This is a genomic window from Acinetobacter sp. YH01005 (genome assembly GCF_013420465.1).
Classification (GTDB): Bacteria; Pseudomonadota; Gammaproteobacteria; order Pseudomonadales; family Moraxellaceae; genus Acinetobacter; species Acinetobacter amyesii.
This window is the reverse complement of record NZ_VOYA01000012.1, coordinates 50,024-71,110: the sequence shown is the minus strand read 5'-3', so window position 1 is coordinate 71,110 and position 21,087 is coordinate 50,024. Positions and strand designations below refer to the sequence as shown.

Annotated in this window: 19 protein-coding genes; 10 read left to right on the top strand and 9 right to left on the bottom strand. The window is 36.8% G+C overall.

Annotated elements, in window-relative coordinates; genetic code table 11:
• The first annotated feature begins 83 nt into the window (after positions 1-83).
• The gene (locus FTT72_RS10255; RefSeq protein ID WP_180110888.1) at positions 84-890 is read left to right on the top strand and encodes a polysaccharide deacetylase family protein; all 807 of its coding nucleotides are present in this window, start codon (positions 84-86) and stop codon (positions 888-890) included.
• Here the strand turns inward: FTT72_RS10255 and FTT72_RS10250 are convergent.
• Together FTT72_RS10250 and FTT72_RS10245 are read right to left on the bottom strand one after the other, a co-directional pair.
• The gene (locus FTT72_RS10250) at positions 887-1,825 is read right to left on the bottom strand and encodes a glycosyltransferase family 2 protein (RefSeq protein ID WP_180035814.1); all 939 of its coding nucleotides are present in this window, start codon (positions 1,823-1,825) and stop codon (positions 887-889) included. The genes FTT72_RS10255 and FTT72_RS10250 overlap by 4 nt on opposite strands.
• 1 nt (position 1,826) lies before the next feature.
• Positions 1,827-2,795, bottom strand: a complete 969-nt coding sequence (locus FTT72_RS10245) for an ELM1/GtrOC1 family putative glycosyltransferase (RefSeq protein ID WP_180004588.1) — start codon at positions 2,793-2,795, stop codon at positions 1,827-1,829.
• A 181-nt stretch (positions 2,796-2,976) separates the two neighbouring features.
• Here FTT72_RS10245 and FTT72_RS10240 point away from each other — a divergent pair, with 181 nt between their 5' ends.
• The 6 genes from FTT72_RS10240 to FTT72_RS10215 are packed head-to-tail and all read left to right on the top strand — an operon-like array spanning position 2,977 to position 8,595.
• Positions 2,977-4,041, top strand: coding sequence for a glycosyltransferase family 4 protein (locus FTT72_RS10240; RefSeq protein ID WP_180004587.1), 1,065 nt, complete (start codon positions 2,977-2,979; stop codon positions 4,039-4,041).
• 30 nt (positions 4,042-4,071) lie between these two features.
• Positions 4,072-5,130, top strand: coding sequence for a dTDP-glucose 4,6-dehydratase (gene rfbB / locus FTT72_RS10235; protein WP_180060537.1), 1,059 nt, complete (start codon positions 4,072-4,074; stop codon positions 5,128-5,130).
• On the top strand, positions 5,130-6,011 hold the full coding sequence (gene rfbA / locus FTT72_RS10230) for a glucose-1-phosphate thymidylyltransferase RfbA (RefSeq protein ID WP_180004585.1): 882 nt from the start codon (positions 5,130-5,132) through the stop codon (positions 6,009-6,011). The genes rfbB and rfbA overlap by 1 nt, the downstream gene beginning before the upstream one ends.
• Positions 6,008-7,108: a DegT/DnrJ/EryC1/StrS aminotransferase family protein gene (locus FTT72_RS10225; RefSeq protein ID WP_180066668.1), complete on the top strand. Its 1,101-nt coding sequence runs from the start codon at positions 6,008-6,010 to the stop codon at positions 7,106-7,108. The genes rfbA and FTT72_RS10225 overlap by 4 nt, the downstream gene beginning before the upstream one ends.
• Before the next feature lies 1 nt (position 7,109).
• On the top strand, positions 7,110-7,679 hold the full coding sequence (locus tag FTT72_RS10220) for an acyltransferase (RefSeq protein ID WP_180004583.1): 570 nt from the start codon (positions 7,110-7,112) through the stop codon (positions 7,677-7,679).
• A 1-nt stretch (position 7,680) separates the two neighbouring features.
• Positions 7,681-8,595, top strand: a complete 915-nt coding sequence (locus FTT72_RS10215) for a glycosyltransferase family 2 protein (RefSeq protein ID WP_180004582.1) — start codon at positions 7,681-7,683, stop codon at positions 8,593-8,595.
• Between the two features lie 575 nt (positions 8,596-9,170).
• Here the strand turns inward: FTT72_RS10215 and FTT72_RS10210 are convergent.
• From FTT72_RS10210 to FTT72_RS10185, 6 genes are all read right to left on the bottom strand, one after another.
• A complete protein-coding gene (locus tag FTT72_RS10210; RefSeq protein WP_104852497.1) occupies positions 9,171-10,457 on the bottom strand; it encodes a glycosyltransferase family 4 protein in 1,287 nt (428 codons plus the stop codon).
• Between the two features lie 183 nt (positions 10,458-10,640).
• Entirely contained in the window at positions 10,641-11,750 is a 1,110-nt protein-coding gene (locus FTT72_RS10205; protein ID WP_180004581.1) for a glycosyltransferase, read from the bottom strand.
• Between the two features lie 22 nt (positions 11,751-11,772).
• The gene (locus tag FTT72_RS10200; RefSeq protein WP_180004580.1) at positions 11,773-11,991 is read right to left on the bottom strand and encodes a hypothetical protein; all 219 of its coding nucleotides are present in this window, start codon (positions 11,989-11,991) and stop codon (positions 11,773-11,775) included.
• Positions 11,992-12,122: 131 nt separating this feature from the next.
• Positions 12,123-12,989, bottom strand: a complete 867-nt coding sequence (locus tag FTT72_RS10195; RefSeq protein ID WP_180004579.1) for a lysophospholipid acyltransferase family protein — start codon at positions 12,987-12,989, stop codon at positions 12,123-12,125.
• Between the two features lie 315 nt (positions 12,990-13,304).
• Positions 13,305-15,089, bottom strand: a complete 1,785-nt coding sequence (aspS, locus tag FTT72_RS10190) for an aspartate--tRNA ligase (protein ID WP_180178307.1) — start codon at positions 15,087-15,089, stop codon at positions 13,305-13,307.
• 160 nt (positions 15,090-15,249) lie between these two features.
• On the bottom strand, positions 15,250-16,029 hold the full coding sequence (locus FTT72_RS10185) for a DUF4184 family protein (protein WP_180004577.1): 780 nt from the start codon (positions 16,027-16,029) through the stop codon (positions 15,250-15,252).
• Positions 16,030-16,176: 147 nt separating this feature from the next.
• Here FTT72_RS10185 and znuD point away from each other — a divergent pair, with 147 nt between their 5' ends.
• Positions 16,177-18,261, top strand: a complete 2,085-nt coding sequence (gene znuD / locus FTT72_RS10180; RefSeq protein ID WP_180178306.1) for a zinc piracy TonB-dependent receptor ZnuD — start codon at positions 16,177-16,179, stop codon at positions 18,259-18,261.
• Positions 18,262-18,370: 109 nt separating this feature from the next.
• Positions 18,371-19,837, top strand: a complete 1,467-nt coding sequence (locus tag FTT72_RS10175; protein ID WP_180178305.1) for a phospholipase D family protein — start codon at positions 18,371-18,373, stop codon at positions 19,835-19,837.
• An 89-nt stretch (positions 19,838-19,926) separates the two neighbouring features.
• Here FTT72_RS10175 and FTT72_RS10170 read toward each other — a convergent pair whose 3' ends face one another.
• Complete coding sequence (locus FTT72_RS10170; protein ID WP_168378753.1) at positions 19,927-20,385, bottom strand: hypothetical protein; 459 nt, start codon at positions 20,383-20,385, stop codon at positions 19,927-19,929.
• A gap of 183 nt (positions 20,386-20,568) precedes the next feature.
• On the opposite strand from FTT72_RS10170, the gene FTT72_RS10165 reads away from it, so the two are divergent.
• Entirely contained in the window at positions 20,569-21,042 is a 474-nt protein-coding gene (locus FTT72_RS10165; RefSeq protein WP_373685278.1) for an RcnB family protein, read from the top strand.
• Positions 21,043-21,087: the final 45 nt, after the last annotated feature.

The window sequence follows — 21,087 nt, the reverse complement described above, 5'->3', positions numbered from 1 at the left end:
GCTCGCTCAATTTGAGAACTTTTCTTTTCTTATGAAGAGGACTGTGGCACTATTTGGAAAGGAACTTTGGTTTGGTCCATATTGTGATTTATATTTGTATTTTTACACTCATGATTTTACTCGCGTGGAGTTATAAATATGCTTGGTGGAAGCCCGCTGTAGATTGGAAAAGACCGCGTATTTTAATGTATCACATGGTGTCTGAGCATATCGATGGTGCAAAATTTAATAAGTTGCGGGTTAAACCTGAAGAGTTTGAGAAGCAAGTGGCTTGGATGAAAGCTGAGGGTTTTCATTTTGTCACAATGCATGAGTTGCAACAAAATTGGGGGCAGCATCCTAAAAAAACGGTAGCAATTACCTTTGATGACGGCTATTTTGATAACTTGGAAAATGCTTATCCAATTTTAGAAAAATACCAAGCCAAGGCGACGATTTATGTAGTGGTTGATCGCCATAACCGTGATTGGTCAACCTATAAAAAAGCCCATCACAATAGCGGTGAGTTAGCCCGAGAACCTAAACTGAATGATGAGCAAGTTCAGTATCTGGCACATAGTGGTCTTGTTGAAATTGGTTCGCATACTTTGACACATGCCAATTTGGATAAATTGGATGATGCAGCATGCTTGTTTGAACTTAGAGAATCGAAAAAACAATTAGAGCAATTAATTGGTATGTCTGTGAGTAGTTTTGCCTATCCTTTCGGTATTTATTCTGAGCGCGATGTGTGTTTAGCAGAGCAGGCAGGTTATAGCAATGCTGTGACCACCAAAGAGGGTATTGATGGCCTAAGTCCCGACTTTATGCAATTACAACGGATTAAAGTGAGTGGTAAGGACTCAATGTTTGCGGTGAAGTTGCGGATGAAATTAGGGAAAAGAGCTTAATTGCTCTCCCTGCTATTAATTTTCCTTACATGATTTAATTGATTGAAATAGCTAGTGAGTTTCATGTGGTGTTTGTCCCACGTTTGAATTGGATCAATGCGCGCAGCTAAATAAATAAGAAAGTCTGTAAAATTTTTCTGTGGTGTATGGCGTATACTTTTCCAATAGGTTGAAATCGCTTTTTTGATCAGTAGTTTTTTATTTTGTTCAGTAATATCTGGGTAATCTTGGATAAAATCATCAATTGTGAAGAACATATCATGGTGTTGTTGCTCTAGATGGCGAGATAGACGGTTTTCTCCACGGATAGATTTTGTTTCGGCTTCATCTAAAATAACAAAAACACTATGTAAGCCACTAGAAATTATTTTTTTTGAATATTTAGCTAAGTTTAAAGCTAGTGATTCATCTTGAATAAATATATTTTCATTGCAACCTTTAGATTTTTTAAATAAGTCACGTGTACACATAACGCACATCTGCATAATATTATTTTCAAGTACGTAATTTAAAGGTGTGGTGCTAAATTGCCATGTTGCAAGAGTATGCTTCTGAATTTCATTCAGATCGTGAATTTTTACTTTTTCTGCATAACATAAATCGGCATTTTGCTTTTGCATTTCTTCTAAAAACATATTGAGACGATTAGGTGCTAAAACATCATCAGCATCCATAAAAAATAGATAATCACCTGTTGCAGAAAATGCACCTTGATTTAAACGAACAGCTGGGCCTTTATTATCTGTATTTTGAATGATTTTAATTTTAGGGTAAGTATCTAGTAGATATTTACTGTTTTTGCACCATTCTGGGTCTGTAGAACAGTCATCTACCACAATAATTTCGTGTAAATTTTCATTTTGAGGTTGTAGTGATTCAATGGTTCTATTGAGTAATAGGCCTTTATTGTAATGAGTGAGGATGACTGAAATCATTTTAATATCCTAAATTACGTTTAAAAGCTTGGGTAATTGGGGTTGATGAGTTTAAATCTTGGGTATTTCTAATACTTGGATACTGAAAGATTTCTTCAAGCTTTTGTCGCTGCATGAGTTGAGCTTCAATATATTTCTTATTTAAAGGTTCTAAAATAGACTTGGGGCTATATATGGAACTGACAAAACGTCCACTTTGGATAGTTTCAGCAAGCATAGAAGTGCTATCTTCTGTGACAAAAATATAAGTGGCTTGTTGAATAAGCTGAATGAGAGACAAAGCTTTTTCAGTATGGATAAAATGTAATTGGATATTTTTAGGAATATCGGTTTTATTCAAAAATGTACTTAGATTTGGTGTGCGGCGTGAGTTGGTAATTAAGCCTTTAAGTTGATTGTTTCTACAAAATAGAATGAAGTTATTAATGATTTTTTCAAAATCTGTATAAGTAAAAGGGTGTTCATCTGTAGCCCCACCTAAAACGAGTAAAGCTGTTGTTTGATCGAGTTGATCATGTTGCATGTTAAAAAACTCTTTTTTAACAGGTGGTGTTGTTAGTACAACTTGATCTGACAGCGTGTTTTGTGGGAGTGCAGTAATTGTGCAGCTGACTAGTTTGCTGTTTACCTTACGTAAGTCACCTGCATAAAATAGAGGAACTTTTAAACTACGGCTTACAAAAATGCCATAGATTAGGTTGGGCATTCCAGAGCAAATAATGCAGTTAATATCATGATTTAAAATAAAATTTTTAAAAAATAAAGCAGCAAATAAGTCGAATAAACGCGGATACCAACTAATTTTTTTTAAGAGGCTGATTTGCCACTTTTTTAAGGTGGGTGTAACTATTTTATATAAAGTTGTTGAATAAGCGGTTTCTAGATTGTCGTAAACTCCTAAGCTAGGGTTTAAATGCCCAGCACGTTGGTCATGAATAATAAGAACAGCAAGGCTAGGTTTGCTTTTCATAAGATTTGAAAGTTTGACATATCAACTTTGTATAGTAGCAAAAATCTATTCTGTTGTCAGAGCAACCTTGAAGTAAGGCAAGATTCAGAGTGTTATTTTAAATTAGGTGGTGGCCTATTTAGGTTAATAATAATAAAATGTTTTCTAATCAGTAGTTAGCGCAATTTGAAAAAGGCTTTTCTTGAAAAAATTAAAAATAGTTCACACAGTTTATGGGGATGCTTCAGGTGGGCGTTGGCAAGCAATGCTGAACACTTTTGATGCATTAGAAAGCAAGGGGCATGAAGGTTTTTTGGTATATGGTGATGAAAATAAAAAGTTAAAATCTGAGAGTTATCCAAAGTTTGTACTCAATAGTTCAGGGTTTTATGATCTGATTGCAGCAGTAAAACTCGCTTTATGGTTACGCTCTTATCGGCCTGATGTTGTGATTGCTCATAGTGGACGTGCTGTTTACTTATTTAAAAATGCGATGTTTTTTTCACAAATCAAATGCCCTGTTATTGCGATGAATCATAGTCATAATGTGAAAAGGACATTACGCGCAGATGGATTTATTCATATTACTCCTTATGTAGCTCAGTGTGTTGCTGATGCTGCAAAAAAGAAGGGTGTGGATTTGAGAAAAAAACCACAAGCGGTTATTCCAAATTTAATACATTTGCCAGATGATGAACCTTCTTTTGCTAAAAAACTTGGGGAACCTGTGGTCTTAGGGATTATGACGCGCTTGGTTGAATATAAGGGTACACACATAGCAATTTCTGCGGTGGAGCAATTAAAGCAAAAAGGATACAGGGTCAAGTTGTTGATTGCAGGGGATGGTGAACAGAAAGAGTTTTTATTTCAGCAAGTTAAAGATTTGAATTTGGAGGGTGAAGTAGAGTTTTTAGGCTGGATTAGTGGGGAACAAAAAAGAAAGTTTTATAAAGATATTGATATTGCACTCGTTCCTACAATGAATGATACCCAACCCTTGGCTATATTAGATTCTTTTGCTTGGGGGAAACCTGTTGTTGCGAGTGATCATATTAGTGTCCAACAAATTATTCGGCAAGGTGAAAATGGTTTAATGGCAAAATGCGGAGATATTCAAGATTTGGTTAATAATCTAATTATTCTGATTGAATCCCCTGAGCAAATTAGTAGAATGGCACAGGTTGGACACCAAGATGCTGAAAATGAATATCAATTTTGCAAAGTTGCGGATAAGCTGATCGATTTTCTTGATTCTGCATATATTTAATAATGTCATTATGGTTTATTTGGGTTGGTTATGAAAATTTTAGTTACAGGCGGTGCAGGATTTATTGGTTCAGCTGTCATCCGCCATATTATTCAAAATACCAACAACCACGTTCTAAATATCGATAAGTTGACTTATGCAGGTAATTTAGAATCGTTAAAAGAAATCGATCAATATCCGAACTATGAGTTCAAACAAATCGATATTTGTGATACAGAACAAATTACAGCTGCAATAGATGCATTTCAACCTAATGCAATTATGCATTTGGCTGCAGAGTCGCATGTAGACCGCTCAATTGATGGCCCAGCAGCATTTATTCAAACCAATATTGTGGGAACTTATACTTTATTAGAAGCCGCTCGAAAATATTGGATGGGGCTTGACGCTGAAGCTCAACAAAACTTTCGCTTTCATCATATTTCAACTGATGAGGTTTATGGTGACTTAGAAGGCACGACAGATTTGTTTACAGAAACAACTTCATACGCACCAAGCTCTCCATATTCTGCCTCTAAAGCCAGTTCGGATCATCTGGTACGTGCTTGGTACAGAACTTATGGTTTACCTGTCATTGTGACCAATTGCTCAAATAATTATGGGCCTTACCATTTTCCAGAAAAATTAATTCCATTGGTGATCTTAAATGCACTGGATGCTAAACCTTTGCCTGTATATGGTAATGGTCAACAAATTCGGGATTGGTTGTTTGTAGAAGATCATGCACGCGCTTTATATAAAGTGGTGACTGAGGGTGTAGTGGGTGAAACCTATAATATTGGTGGTCATAATGAAAAACAGAATATAGAAGTGGTCAAAACTATTTGTAAGATTTTGGATGAGTTAAAACCACAGGCAAATGGTCAAGCGTATGAATCACTGATTACATTTGTAAAAGACCGCCCTGGGCATGATTTACGTTATGCAATTGATGCCACAAAAATTCAAAATGAATTGGGCTGGTCACCAACGGAAACATTTGAAACTGGAATCAGTAAAACGGTGCAATGGTATTTAAATAATTTGGACTGGTGTCATCGAGTGCAAGATGGCAGTTACCAACGCGAAAGATTAGGTGTAAATTCATAATGTCAAATACAACAAAAGGTATTATTTTAGCGGGCGGTTCAGGTACACGTTTATATCCAATTACCAAAGGGGTATCTAAGCAGTTATTGCCTATTTATGATAAACCCATGGTGTATTACCCGCTTTCGGTGCTGATGCTTGCGGGTATTCGTGACGTACTCATTATTAGTACCCCTGAAGATATTGATGGTTTTAAGCGTTTATTGGGTGATGGTGCTCAATTTGGTATTCAGCTTGAATATGCCGTCCAACCTAGTCCAGATGGTTTAGCACAAGCCTTTATTATTGGTGAAAGCTTTATTGGAAATAGTAATGTTTGTTTAGTGCTTGGCGACAACATTTTTTATGGTCAAGGTTTTACCCCAATGCTACGTCAAGCCGTTGCACGTCAAAAAGGTGCAACGGTATTTGGCTATCAGGTGAAAGACCCTGAGCGTTTTGGTGTGGTTGAATTTGATGAGCAGAAACGAGCAATTTCTTTAGAAGAAAAACCTAAACAACCTAAATCCCACTTTGCGGTCACAGGTCTATATTTTTATGACAATGATGTGATTCAAATTGCGAAACAAGTGAAGCCTTCTGAACGTGGAGAATTAGAAATTACCACAGTTAATCAGATGTATTTAGAGCGCGGTGATCTAAATGTGGAATTGCTCGGACGTGGTTTTGCATGGTTAGATACAGGTACACATTCAAGTTTACTGGAGGCAGCACAGTTTGTAGAAACCATTGAAAAACGTCAGGGTTATAAAGTGGCGTGTTTGGAAGAAATTGCCTTGAATAATGGTTGGCTGAGCAAAGAACAAGTTTTAGAAATTGGTCAAAGCATGAGTAAAAATGATTATGGGCAATATCTAATTTCTTTGGTGAATGAGATATGAGTCAAGAGTCAATTTATGTCACTCAACCTGTTTTACCTGAGCTTGCAGAATTTATTCCTTATTTAGAACAAATTTGGAAAAATAAAATTTTAACCAACTGTGGACCATTACATCAGCAGTTGGAAAAAGAGCTTTGTGAGTATTTGGGCGTTGATTATATTTCATTATTTAATAATGGAACGATTGCATTGGTAACAGCGCTACAGGCACTTGGATTTGAACAAGGTGAGGTGATTACGACACCATATACTTTTGTTGCTACAGCTCATTCGATAGTTTGGAATAAACTCACTCCAGTCTTTGTTGATATTGATCCGCAAACATCTAATATTGACCCAGTAAAAGTTGAGCAAGCCATAACTGATAAGACGGTCGCGATTTTACCAGTACATTGTTATGGCATCCCTTGTGATGTGGAAGTACTACAAAATATTGCTACTAAGCATAATTTAAAATTAATCTATGATGCGGCACATGCCTTTGGTGTAAAACATCATGGAAAAAGCTTACTCAATTATGGTGATTTAAGTGTAATGAGCTTTCATGCTACAAAAGTATTTAATACTTTTGAGGGGGGGGCTATTGTTTGCCATAGTGCTGAAATGAAGCAACGTATTGATCGTTTAAAGAATTTTGGTATTGTGAATGAGAATACAATAGATGAGATTTCTTTAAATGGTAAATTGAGTGAAGTGCATGCTGCACTAGGTTTGCTACAATTGAAATCTATTGATCGCACACTATTAGCACGTCAAAAAATAGATGACATGTATCGTCATGGACTTACAGGTATATCTGGAATTCACTGTATTAAACGTCCAAGTTTAGAAAAAGATAATTACTCTTATTTCCCAATCGTTATTTCTAAGCCGTATCCGCTTAGACGTGATGAATTGTTTGAAAAACTAAAGCTTAATGGGATTTTTGCAAGAAAATATTTTTATCCGATAATGACTGATTTGGCTATTTATAAGGAGTATCAATCAGACACCCCTGAAGCGAAACTCTTATCAGGGGGAGTGCTTTGCTTGCCGCTATATCCAAATCTTAGCCTAGATTCAGTACAGAAAATTATTGATTTAATTAAGGACAATTAAGATGGCTTTTTTAACAGAAGAGCAAATTAAAGCCATGGGCTTTCATCACGTAGGTGAAAATTGCTTACTTTCGGATAAGGCATCTTATTATAATTGTAATAACATAATAATTGGTAATAATGTAAGAATTGATGACTTTTGTGTACTATCAGCTGGTATAGGTGGAATTGAGATAGGAAGCCATATTCATATTGCAGTATATAGCTCACTCATAGGAGCAGGTAAAATAGTGTTAAAGGATTTCTGTAATATTTCATCAAAAGTAGCTATTTATAGTAGTAATGATGATTACAGTGGTCAGTTTATGACGAATCCTACAGTGCCTAGTAAATATACAAATGTTACAAGTTCAGATGTTATAATCGGAAAGCATGTAATTGTTGGATCTGGATGTGTGATTTTGCCTGGTGTTACTTTAGAAACAGGTGTTGCTGTTGGTGCATTAAGTTTAGTAAATAAAAATTGTAAAGAGTTTGGTGTTTATATGGGTACACCAGCAAAAAAAATTAAAGATAGAAAAAGAGATTTACTTATGCTGGAAATAGAACTAAAAAAAGAGAGATCGATTTAGTATGAATATATTGGTTTCAGTCTGTATTGTTACCTATAATCAAGAAAAATTTCTAGAGCAGACTTTACAAAGTATTCTAAATCAAAATACAAATTTTCAGTATGAAGTGATTGTTGGGGATGATTGCTCTACTGATTCAACTAGAAAAATAATAGAAGGATTTTTAATAAAATATCCTAATATTGTTGTTCCTATATTTCATAAAGTAAATATAGGCCCAATAGAAAATATTAAATCTGTATATAAAAAGGCTAAAGGCAAATATATATATCACCTTGATGGAGATGATTTAGCTCTACCAGGTAAATTGCAACGTCAATTTGATGTTATGGAATCCAACCCAGATAGTGTTATCTGTACTCATGATATGCGGTATATAGATGCCAAAGGAAATAAGGTGCGAGAATGGACTCATCAAAAAGGCAAATTTAATTTAGATTATTTATATCTAAATTTACCTTTTTTTGCACATTCATCAAAAATGTTTCGCAATGATTTTATATTTGATTATTTTGATAGTTTGCATCCTAAAGCATTAGATATTGAAATTCATATTGAGCAGGCTAGAAAAGGGTTTATTTATCACTTGGATGAAGAGTTGGGTGCATATCGTGTAGATGTTGGGATTAGTAATATTGGTAAAAAAATAAACCCAATTTTGCCTCTGGGTATAATGAGGGCATATGATAAAAAGCTCTCTGAAGAGTTGAGTTGTGAGGAGAGAAAAAGGTTGAATGCAGTGTATGCGAAATATACTTTTCGTTATGCAAGATATTTTTATAAAACTGGAAGTGATTATAATATTTATTGTTTGTTGATTAAGAAATCAGTTTCGCTAAAAATATTTACTATGCGTCAAATATTTTTTTACTTACTTGTTTTTTTACCAAAAATTATTATTTGGAAATTACGGTGATTTTTAAACTATTTGTGTATTGATTCAGTGTTATTGATGATAACTAGGATGTCTAAAGTATAAGGTAAACTTTATGAGGTTTATAGCTTTAAATTTTTATTGTTTAAAATGAAGTTTATGTTATAGATGACTGTTGTTAGTTAGTGTATGCTGAATTTTTATAAAGGCAACTGTGATTTTAAAATTTTACTTTAGTTTATTAATCCGTGAAGAACTCAGCTAAATGACTTCAAACGGAAACTATATTATCAGCTAAATATCTGATTGTATATAAAAACTAGGTCATATGATTATTGATAGATTTCGTATTTGATTTCTTTGGTTTGTTGGATTTAATCCTTTTTTACACTTAATGCTCAGGAATCATAGTTTTTATCTGTTTCATCTAAATCCAATTGCTTGTCTAAAATATGAGTAACTTTACTATCATGAGCTGCTTTATCTGAAATAATAAATTCGATTAAATTAGACTAGAATTGTTCATTCAGCATTGTAGGAAGCACCGATGGTAGTGATTTTGATTTAATAATTGAGTTTACTATTTTTATACACCAAAATACCAACAGGCATTAGTTTTATATGTGCTTTTTAAAGATATTTAGAATTGAATGTAATTTCCATTGAATATTTAGTTTAAAAATTTTAAAAAATATATTTTTTAATGGTTCTTCAGTGTACGCTAATTTGTGTAATAAGTTAACTCGTGGATCCATTTGCGTTTCTAAGCTGTACAGTTCTTTGACGCGGTGTGCGCCATTTTTTCCTATTTCTTTTAGGGCAGCGGGGTGGTTATAATAAAAAATAATTTTATCAATAATATCATTGGTGTCATATTTAATTAATACAATATCTTTCTCGTTAGTAAAATAGTTTTCTGCGGAGTTAAATTCATCGTGAGCAAAGATAGCACTACCGCGTAAAGCAGCTTCAATACAACTAGCAGTGGGGAAGCCATCAAATGATCCTGGAGAAATTTGACCACTAATATTGGGGGATAAAATTATATCAATAGTTTTGAATAAATTGTCAAAATCTTCTGGATCTAATGAACCATGAAATTTGATATGGTCACCTAATGTATCAACATTAATAATTTTAGAATCAAAAGACCCTATAACATGAAAGTAGATATTCTTATATCGTTGATGCAGTATAGTGGCAACATCTATAAAAATATCATATCCTTTATCTTTTCCATACGGAGTATATCTGTGCGCCATAAAACAGATATCCATGCGATTCTTATCAAATCCCCAATAATGTTTTTTAGTAAATAAATCTGTTTTGGATATCTCAGGCATTACAACTCCAAAGATCATTTGAATTTTTTCTTTAGAACACATTCCTTTATTTAAAATATAATCATAAGTTACTTGCTGGGTTACTATTACTTTTTTAAAACAAGGGGAACTAAAGATTCGTTTGAGCTTATGGTCACATATAGGATCGTTTAGTAAAAATCCTCCACCTGGATAAAGAGTAAATACAAATGGAGCTTTAGCGGACTCAATTTTAGGTAAAATTGCGAATGTGTTATTTAAAAAAGTGAGATAGACCAGATCAGTGCTCTTAATATGTATTTTTTTGCTTTCAAGTATTACTTTATGACTAAGATTTGGAAATTTTTCCTTATATTCTTGTACAATAATAGCTGCTGATTTTTTATCAAGTGACTCAATATTTTTTCCAGAAGTTATTATTACAGATTTTTTAAATTCCTGTAAGTATGTGGTGAACTCTATATATCTAAATCCACTTTTAGGAGAGGGAAATGTATCGTCAATGATTAATAGATTGAATTTGTCTGATTTTGAAATTTGAGTATTACTATTTAATTTTTTTTCATTGGAATTAATAAGCATAAAAGTGTACTCTTTTAAATTTAATAACTAATCATATATATTTATTTTTAATTTGTCATATATTTTGATCTAATTTTTTAATAGAATTTAATGTTTGGTTGTGTTGTTTTGGCACTATTGAATCAGAATTAAAGTTAGCTATCTGAAATTAATAGACACATTAATCTTAACTTTAAATGAAGGTCATTTATTTTCTTTGGAAACTAAATTTAAAATTTGTATTTCCATATTCTGTATGCATACTTTTTCTATACATTCATTATTATATATATAAGGGTCTGCTACACATTTTTCCAATGCATCACTTAAAGCTTGAATATTTTGTTTAGGAACTAATCCAAATTTTGCAGTATCAAGAGTAAATAAATCTGTAATACCAGCTGAAGAGTCATAACTAATAACAGGAATACCAAGAGCAATTGCTTCGGCTAATGTTACTGGACTACCTTCGTATAAAGAGCACATAACAAGACTCTTGCTTTGTAACATTAGTTGATGTGGTTCATCTACCCATCCAAGAAAATCTATTCTATCGGAAATATTAAGTTGTTTTGCTAGGTCTTTGAGTTTCTGGCATTCAGGCCCATCTCCAACAATGGCCATTCTTCCCGTGAGATTACTCATAGCAAATGCTTTAATGGCATGGTCTACTTGCTTAATTTGAACTAAGCGCCCAACAAAAATTACATCCCATTTCTTTTTAGTAAATTTAGATCGACCTATAAGATCATTAGGTAATTCTACACCATTTGCAATAGTGATAGTTGAATTTGGTTGTGTATGAATCTTTGCTTTATATTCTAAGTCACGGTTTACTGTAATTAGGTTTTTATTCTTAAATAATTTAGAAAACTTTCTTTTATTTCTAAAAAAACGAAAATACTCTTTGATTTGTTTTAAAGGATTGTTAAATCTTCTAATCTCTAAAAGATCTCCATGAATCCAATACCAGATGTTTTCTTTTTGGGTTAAGTATTTGCCTAGGTAATATCCATTATGAAAACCAATAATTATTAAATCAAAATTTCTCTTATTTATTAATGATGAAAAATTTTGCAGCTCTTTTGTCGAAAGTTCTTTAAACTTCCAAAGCTTACCAAATGCAAATTTTGTATCAATATTTAAGTCAATATATTCGATAGATGGGTCAACTATTAGTGTATTTCTACTCGAGTTTAAAACAGCAAGAGTTACTAAATGCTTGCTTTTTGCTAGAGTATGCGCAAGCGCGAGAGTAATTTTTTCAGCACCACCTTTACCTAAATCATCTACTATAAATAAAATTTTTTTCATATCATGTGCTTACTTTTATTTATTAGTTTTTATCCGCATTACCTTTCAACACCATATAAATCAAACCGACAAAGATTAATAATGCACCTGCAAGGCTGCTGACACAGAATAAAACGATTCGGTTATAGGTGGTTAAGTTGAATAATTCATTGGCTAAAATGTAGCGCATGAACAACCATTGTACGACAGAAAAAACAATCAACACGATTGCACGACGACGGACTTCAGGACGCATAGCCATAGGAGAATCACTTAAAGTGGAAATTGAGGCTATTATGCCACTGTCGATAATCGATCTCAATTGAATAAGGTGAATCTATGCAATCTTGCTCAACAATGAGATGTAAGGTTTTGACGGTAGTGCCAATAATTTTATTGACGATAGACGTTGATGTTCCCTAAACAATGTCTAAAGCGCTTATAAGACCAGATATATTGTTCAGGTGCTTGATTGATTATATCTTGCATCGCAATATTGAGTGTATCTACAGAGAGCTGTAAATCTCTAGACAAAATGTCATCTGAGAGATTTGTGCAATGTAAATCAAAACTAGATAGATCATCGTTGCGGATACAGCTCAAACCAATCACATTACATTGTGTTTTTGCAGCGAGTTTCGACACCAAAGTCACAGTTAGGGTATTTTGCCCAAAAAAATGGGAATAAATGCCACCAGAAGGCTTAGGTAAATGGTCTGGTAAAATGACTGTTAGGCCACCTTGTTTCAAATGTTTAAAAATGGCACGGATCCCTGTTTCATCTGTAGGAACGAGTGTTGCGTTAAACTTTTCTCGTGCTTCTAACAGATAACGATTGATCCCTTTATTTTTATTCGGTTTATACATAATCATCGGTTCTGTATACAGGTTCAGCCATGCATTGAGTAATTCCCAGCAGCCAAAATGCGGAATCACAACGATCACACCTTTTTTATTCGCAAGTGCTTCCGTGAGGATATTTTCACCATAAATGTTTTTCAATAAGCTCAGGCTATAACTTGGCGGCATCCCCCAACATTTAATAAATTCAATATAGGTCAGGCATTGGCTGCGGATACTTTGATTGATGAGCTGTCTCTGCGCTGTCTCGGACAAGTCTGGGTAGGCCAGTTGAATATTGATGCTAGTGATACGTTTGATTGATGAGTTAAACAGGTCAAGAATAAACGCGATCATCAAAGCCAAGTTTTGTAACAGCCAAAGTGGCAATAGCGCGATGATTTTGAATATAAAGTACATGGATCACAAGGTCTCAAAATTGACAGCATGGAATAAAATAAATTTTGCCAAGAGACCGGACTTATTCAATGAAAAGTACAAAAAGATCTGAATCTAAAAACAAAATAATCGGAAGTGGAAAATTGAGCTGTCCATTGCTCAAAGGATGTAGTGCAACATCATAACGTACTTGAAGCGTTTTGATATTAGCAAAGTCAATCAAATCTTTAATTTATGTTTTGTAGGTTTTCTACCACTTTTTATAGGTTGAAATAAAAAAACCCTGCATAGCGCAGGGTTTTTTGAAACTTAAAATCTAAATCTTAAAATGTAAGATTATTTAGATTCTTCAGCTTTTGGTTTTTCACGTAAGCGAATACCTAAGTCACGTAATTGGTTCGCTTCAACTGGCGCAGGCGCTTGGGTTAAAGGACATTCCGCAGTCTTAGTTTTCGGGAATGCAATCACGTCACGGATAGAAGATGCACCAGTCATCAACATCACTAAACGGTCAAGACCGAATGCTAAACCACCGTGAGGAGGCGCACCGAATTTCAAGGCGTTAAGCAAGAAGCTGAATTTCTCTTCTGCTTCTTCTTCAGAAATACCAAGCGCTTCAAAGATCGCTTTTTGCATTTCTAGATTGAAGATACGTAATGAACCACCACCGATTTCAGTACCGTTCAATACCATATCGTAAGCAACAGAAAGTGCAGCACCTGGGTTGTTCTTCACTTCTTCAACGCTTGATTTTGGCAGCGTGAATGGGTGATGAACAGACGTCCATTTACCGTCATCAGTTTCTTCGAACATTGGGAAGTCAACAACCCAAAGTGGCGCCCACTCGCAAGTTGCAAGTTTCATGTCGTGACCGACTTTAATACGTAAAGCACCCATCGCATCGTTTACGATTTTCGCTTTATCTGCACCGAAGAATACGATATCGCCATTTTCAGCGCCAACACGTTTCAATAGATCAAGTACGATTGGCTCGATGAATTTAACGATTGGAGATTGAAGACCTTCAATACCTTTTTCAAGTTCGTTGACTTTGATGTAAGCCAAACCTTTCGCGCCATAAATGCCAACGAATTTAGTGTATTCGTCAATTTGGCTACGTGGAAGCGCGCCAGCACCTGGTACGCGAAGCGCAACAATACGGCCTTTAGGATCTTTAGCAGGACCTGCGAATACTTTGAACTCAACGTCTTGCATCATGTCTGCAACGTCAACCAATTTCAAAGGAATACGTAAGTCAGGTTTATCAGATGCATAGTCACGCATTGCATCTGCATACGTCATACGTGGGAACTTGTCGAACTGAACGTTTAGAAGTTCTTTGAACATCTTAACCGTTAAACGTTCCATTAAATCCATGATGTCATCGTCACTCATGAACGATGTTTCAACGTCGATTTGTGTGAATTCAGGCTGACGGTCAGCACGTAAGTCTTCATCACGGAAACATTTCGCGATTTGGTAGTAACGATCAATACCACCCACCATCAACAACTGTTTGAATAGCTGTGGAGATTGTGGAAGCGCATAGAAGCTACCGTTAGAAACACGGCTTGGTACTAAGTAGTCACGTGCACCTTCAGGAGTCGCACGCGTTAAAATAGGTGTTTCAACGTCTAAGAAACCATTTTCTTCGAAGTAGTTACGAATTAGGTTAGTCAATTTAGAACGGAAACGAAGACGTTCTAACATTTCTGGACGACGAATATCGAGGAAACGATATTTCAAACGTACTTCTTCAGAAATATTTGTGTTGTCGTCATTCAATGGGAATGGCGGAGTTTCTGAACCAGCAAGCACTTCGATTTCTTTACCAAGAACTTCGATTTGACCGCTAGTCATATTCGCGTTTTCAGTACCTGCGTAACGACGACGTACACGGCCTGTAATTTTTAATACGAATTCTGAACGTGATTTATCAGCAGTCGCGAAAGCTTCAGGAGTATCAGGGTCAATCACCACTTGAACAAGGCCATCACGGTCGCGCATGTCAAGGAAGATTACACCACCGTGGTCACGGCGACGGTGAACCCAACCGCATAATGTAACGGTTTGGTCGATTTGGGCTTCAGTAAGTGAGCCGCAGTAATGAGTTCGCATCATAGCGTTAGAAATCCAACTATATGGGTTAAGGTCAGCGAATACGTAAACAGCGTACCGCTTTTATTCGAATAGGGGATTATGCCTCTTTTTGGCTGTTTTGTCACAAGGACTTATTGCTAAAACAGCCAAATTTACAGCAAATTTTCGGTCAATGATGGGCTTAAGCCGATGACGTTGAAAAAATATTGGTGCTCTTGCTTAAGATCAGAAATATCAGACTACCGAGGCTAAACGTGGCTAAAAATGCACGGAAAAAATAATTAATGGCTTTGCCGACATAGGCATACAAGTCATGCACAAATGCATCTGAATAAATACTGTCAGCAAAATAAAAATAACTTGCGATGCCCGCAGCTAAAGACAGGGCCGCTAAACCATATACATAGACTTTGATGGATGCGGGGACGCTTACTATACTTCGATAGTGAAGATGATGACGATAAATCATCCATGCCAAAACGGGGAGGGCCAAGCCAGATAATCCAATTTGCAACACACGATGTAGGGGATATGAATGACCGAAAAATTGAATCGGCAGACTTAACAGATCCTTAAAAGCAAAGGTGCGAAAGTCAACATGGGTCAAGCCATCCCAAACAATATGCGTCGAAGTTCCAATGATGAGTGCGAGGATGAGGCTGAGGATAAACCCACAACATTGATTAAGACTCTGTAGATGCAGCGGCTTATTTAAACCAAAAAAAGCAAATAACATCGGGCGATAGAGCACATACCACAGCACACAAAACAGCAAACCAAGGATTAAGTTTGGAAAAATTAACCCCGACCATTGATGTGAACCTGCATAGTCAGCATTAGTAAATAAACGGAATAAATCTGGCACCATGCTACCAATTGCGAGTGCTGCAATAGGCAGGCGATTTCCGCTTAATTTGGAAATAGGCGGTGCGAGTACAGCATGGGATATGGTAAAAGGCATTGAATTAAAATAAATATATGAATAAATACAATGTGGTATAGGTGAGTGTATATGATTTGGGCAAATTAGAATGTTTTTTATTGCAAAACGAATGAAATGTTATATTATAACATTATTCAAAAATAGCCTGATTTGAGTCTCTCCAACATGTCTTTTCATAAGAATTTAATCACAATCTCAATTTTTGCAGTGATTGCACCCAACCTTTATGCCGATGACCCAGAACAACAGGTACAAAAGCTCGAAGCCATTAATGTTCAGGTCCATCCCTTAAATCAAAGTGCGGCAGATTTTGCTGTTGCCGATAATGTCATTCAACATAAAGCCCTTGCACAAGGTGGCGTCACAATTGGTGATGCGTTAGCCGGACAGCCGGGTGTATATTCAAATCAGTTTGGTGCAGGTTCAAGTCGTCCTGTGCTGCGTGGTCAAGATGGCCCTCGTGTCAAAGTCTTAGAACACGCCTCAGAAACTGCAGATGTTTCGACTTTATCTCCTGACCATGCGGTTACGGTAGATCCGATTTTGGCAAAACAAATTGAAGTGATCCGTGGGCCATCAACACTGTTATACGCGGCAGGCACAGTCGGCGGTTTGGTTAATGTGACGGATCAAAAGATTCCTACCTCTATTCCTGATAAAGGTTATGAAGGGCAAGTTGGGGTTCGTTATAACTCAGGCAGTGATGAAAAATTGGCGAGTGCCGGTGTGACGGCTGCTTTAGGTGAGCAATTTGCCATCCGTGTAGAAGGTTCGAAACGCAAAGCCAATGATTATATTGCACCCAATTATTTTCATGATCATGATGGTGAATTAGAAAAAGAACGCCGCGTTGGCAACACTTTTGCAGAAGGGCAAAATGTCAGTGTGGGCGCGTCATGGATTCATGATCGTGGTTTTGCTGGACTGTCTTATAGCAACCGACAAGACCAATATGGCCTGCCGGGTCATAGTCATGAATATGAAAGCTGTCATCCACATGATGACCATCTACACTGTGATGGTCATGATAACCATGGGCATACCGATGAACATGATCATTCAGCGCATGACGAACATGATCACGATCATGATGCCGCAGGCCCATGGGTCGACTTAAAGTCAGAACGTTATGATTTCCGTACCGAACTTGCGAATCCGTTTGCGGGCTTCCAAAAACTCCGTGCACATGCAAGTTATACCGATTATCAACATGACGAAATTGAAGGTGATACAGCGGCAACGACCTTTAAAAGTCAGGGCTATGATGGTCGTTTAGAGTTGGTGCATAACCCGATTGCGGATTGGGAAGGGGTGATTGGCGCACAATACAATCAACAAAAGCTTAATATCAGTGGTGAAGAGTCACTGATGAATCCAAATAAAACCCAAAAATGGAGTGTGTTTGGTTTAGAGCATAAACAATTTGGTGATTTTCATGTCGAGCTGGGCGCCCGTGTCGATCAGCAGAAAATTCAAATCGATACTGCACAAAAAGACTATGATGATTATGGTATTTCCTACTCAGGTGCTGTGAACTGGGCGTTTGCACCCAATTATAAATTGTCCTTGGTGGGTTCTCATCAAGAGCGGTTGCCATTGGCGCAAGAGCTGTATGCAGATGGCAAGCATTTTGCGACCAATACCTATGAACGTGGGAATGAAAATCTAGATGTTGAAAAATCTAATAATCTAGAATTAGGTTTCCATTATGAAAAAGATCAGTTGGATTATCACGTTCATGTGTACCACAACTGGTATGACAACTACATTTATGCTGCAACTAAAGATAATTTTGAAAACTTCCGCTTAGTTGATTACACCCAAGACAAAGCCAAGTTCTATGGCGCGGAAGCTCAAGTGGGTTATGCCATTAATGATATGTATAAACTTAGTGTCTTTGGTGATTATGTACGCGGCAAAATTGATGGTGAAAATGCGCCACGTGTGCCTGCAGGGCGCTTAGGAACCAAGGTCGATGTTGACTTTGCTGATGGTTGGTCAGGTCTTGCAGAATATTCACATGTATTCAAACAAGACAAAATCACTGCATTTGAGCGTGAAACAGATGGCTACAACATGGTGAACTTGGGTGTGGCCTATAGTGGTCAGTTGAAAGATCAAAATGATTATCGAGTCTATTTCAAAGCCAACAATTTATTGGATGAAGATGTTTATTCTCACACGTCATTCCTTGCCAATATTCCACAAGTCGGTCGTAATTTTACAGTTGGTCTTGAATTTGGTTTCTAATTGAATTTGCACAGACTTTTCTAAGTAAGTCTAGGTAAAGTCACAGAAATCCTCTTGAAAAATCAATGAATAAAACCTAGTCTGAGCGCATTAGACTAGGTTTTTTCTTATGCGCATCATTCAACGAATACATCACAAGCTCAATTGGTCCCGTCGTCGCTATGTGGGTGTGGTCATTGGTTTATTGGTTTTAGGTTATTTGGCATCGGCAACCTATCACACGCTAAAACCACTGCCGGAAGGGCTGAACTACACGGGAAAACTTCGCCATGCCGAAGTGAACTTTTTAGTGGATGAAACCTATATCGATGCGCAAGGAAAGCAGCAACAGGAACATCGCATTTTTAAAGAAATGCTGAAAATGATTGAAGAAGCACAGTCGACCATTGTGTTGGATATGTTTCTCTTTAATCCGCAAGTTGGCGACTCTCAATTAAAACATGAACAATTAACACAGGAGTTGACCGATGCGCTGATTTTGAAGCGTCGACTATCTCCTCAAGTGGAAATTTTTGTGATTACTGACCCGGTCAATTCGGTCTATGGCGGCATTCAACCCGAGCATTATCGTCAATTACGACAAGGGGGCATTGAGTTGATGGAAACCAATTTGGTACCGCTTCGTGCTTCCAATCCTGCATGGTCAGGCTTTTGGTATATCTGCTGTCAAGATATTGGCAATAATCCTGAACAAGGCTGGTTACCGAACCCATTGGGAACCGAGAAAGTGACGATTCGAAGTTATATGGATCTGTTTAACTTTAAAGCGAATCACCGAAAAACTTTGGTGGTGGATACCGTAGATGGGTGGAAAGGCTTAGTCACTTCAATGAACCCGCATGATGGTAGTTCGCGACATTCGAATGTTGCCCTGACTGTAAAGGGAATGACTGCAATTGATCTGTTAAAGACCGAGCAAGCCGTAGGCATGATGTCTAAAGCTAATATTCCATTTGTGGTGATTAAGGATGTTGAAGCGGCGAAAACTCAGCCACAGGTTCAAGTGCTAACTGAAAAAGCCATTTATGATGCCACATTCGACTTAATTGATAGCGCGAAGAAAGCGGGTACAGAAATTGATATTGCGATGTTCTACTTGTCAGAACGTAAAATTATCAAGGCACTCATTGCTGCGCATGAACGTGGCGTGAAAGTGCGTGTATTACTCGATCCGAATAAGGATGCTTTTGGACGTACCAAAAATGGCATTCCAAATCGACCTGTAGCATCCGAATTACATGAGGCGGGTATTGATGTACGTTGGTGTAATACCCAAGGTGAGCAGTGCCATAGCAAGATGATTTTAAAACGTACTGCTTATCAAGCCGATATGATTTTAGGTTCTGCCAATTTCACGGCGCGTAACTTGAAAAATTATAATTTAGAAACTGATTTACGAGTGATCGGTGTGAAAGATGCTCAAGTTTTTAAAGAGGCAAATCAGTATTTTAATACGGCGTGGTCAAACCGTGATGGTAAGCAGATGAGTGTGGATTACGATACGTATGCCGATGAATCTAAGTTGAAATATGTGTTGTATCGCTTTATGGAATGGAGCGGAATATCTACTTTTTAATTTTCCCCTCATCCTAACCTTCCCCCAAAGGGGGAAGGAATTCCCTCTCATTTCAGGAGAGGGTTAGGGAGAGGTGTATTTAGCAATTATTAATTCTTCGGTACAGGATTCGGCGGAACGATTTGATCTAAATCTTTATCCGTCATTTGATCCAATTCTTTAATATCGGTTTTGATTTTCCATTTATCGGCATCATCTACTGGTTGTGGCAAACGAGCTTCTAACCAGTCACAGATGACATCTGGTGGAAAATCGGCGTGGTTACATTGAATCACCCAAGACAAGAATTGTTTTGCTTCGCCATTCATATATGGTGGCGGAGAAACCGGTAAAAATTGAGTCGGTAAGCGTTCATTTTTAGAAATATAGTTCAATACATGGCCCAATTCTTGAACAGTTTGCCATGCTAAAGGGTGATCTACATTAATTTGAAATTTAAACCACCAAGCAGTTTTACCATCGGTGCCGTAGGAGTCGATTAAGGCTTCTTGGATACTTGGTACTTTCGAAAAAAATTGATGAAGTCGGTCAAAACTTAATTCAGACACAGCATTTGATCCACTACGAAATAAAATCAATCTTAGCATAATCCAATGAAAAACAGGCTAGCTTGAAGGTGCGATCAGCTTGGTCGGAAAATTAACAAATTCTTGCATTTGATGGATTTTTATTCATTTTTTCTCCTAAAATGGGTTTTATACTTAATCTATATACCGTGAAGGAGAGCTTGAGTGAAAGCAACATTATTCTATGCAATGGCAGGTGTGATGCTGATAATGACTTCAGCCAGTACTTTTGCGGAAAACAAATGGTCAAACTATCAAGGTGTGGATACCACTAAGCGTCCACCTACTATGAATCGGCCTGGTTATCCCCAACATGGTCAAAGCTATCCACAGCATGCTCCCAATTACCCGCAGCATTACCCGAACTATCCTCATCGCCCTCAATATCCCAATTATCCAAACCGTCCATATCCACCACAGGTGCAAAATGGCATAAGTATTCAATATCAAGCACCGACTACGATTATCCAAAATTCACAAAGTTATAGCTGGGTAAATGGTGATCCTGCCAGCGCGAGTATTTCCAGTTCAACCTATACTTTTATCAGTGATTGGCAGCGTTTAGGTTTACCAGCACCACCCAATGGAATGTACTGGATCTTTGAAAATGGTCGCTATGTATTGGTGCCTAATCGATAAGGTTTATAACCTCTCTCTTGCGTAGTAGTGCTACTCGTCTCCTAA

Bases quoted from the DNA above. Each gene is read 5' to 3' on its own strand.
- FTT72_RS10250 (WP_180035814.1), bottom strand. From the start codon at position 1,825: ATGATTTCAGTCATCCTCACTCATTACAATAAAGGCCTATTACTCAAT.
- FTT72_RS10245 (WP_180004588.1), bottom strand. From the start codon at position 2,795: ATGAAAAGCAAACCTAGCCTTGCTGTTCTTATTATTCATGACCAACGT.
- rfbB (WP_180060537.1), top strand. From the start codon at position 4,072: ATGAAAATTTTAGTTACAGGCGGTGCAGGATTTATTGGTTCAGCTGTC.
- rfbA (WP_180004585.1), top strand. From the start codon at position 5,130: ATGTCAAATACAACAAAAGGTATTATTTTAGCGGGCGGTTCAGGTACA.
- FTT72_RS10225 (WP_180066668.1), top strand. From the start codon at position 6,008: ATGAGTCAAGAGTCAATTTATGTCACTCAACCTGTTTTACCTGAGCTT.
- FTT72_RS10220 (WP_180004583.1), top strand. From the start codon at position 7,110: ATGGCTTTTTTAACAGAAGAGCAAATTAAAGCCATGGGCTTTCATCAC.
- FTT72_RS10215 (WP_180004582.1), top strand. From the start codon at position 7,681: ATGAATATATTGGTTTCAGTCTGTATTGTTACCTATAATCAAGAAAAA.
- FTT72_RS10210 (WP_104852497.1), bottom strand. From the start codon at position 10,457: ATGCTTATTAATTCCAATGAAAAAAAATTAAATAGTAATACTCAAATT.
- FTT72_RS10205 (WP_180004581.1), bottom strand. From the start codon at position 11,750: ATGAAAAAAATTTTATTTATAGTAGATGATTTAGGTAAAGGTGGTGCT.
- FTT72_RS10200 (WP_180004580.1), bottom strand. From the start codon at position 11,991: ATGGCTATGCGTCCTGAAGTCCGTCGTCGTGCAATCGTGTTGATTGTT.
- FTT72_RS10195 (WP_180004579.1), bottom strand. From the start codon at position 12,989: ATGTACTTTATATTCAAAATCATCGCGCTATTGCCACTTTGGCTGTTA.
- aspS (WP_180178307.1), bottom strand. From the start codon at position 15,089: ATGATGCGAACTCATTACTGCGGCTCACTTACTGAAGCCCAAATCGAC.
- FTT72_RS10185 (WP_180004577.1), bottom strand. From the start codon at position 16,029: ATGCCTTTTACCATATCCCATGCTGTACTCGCACCGCCTATTTCCAAA.
- znuD (WP_180178306.1), top strand. From the start codon at position 16,177: ATGTCTTTTCATAAGAATTTAATCACAATCTCAATTTTTGCAGTGATT.
- FTT72_RS10175 (WP_180178305.1), top strand. From the start codon at position 18,371: ATGCGCATCATTCAACGAATACATCACAAGCTCAATTGGTCCCGTCGT.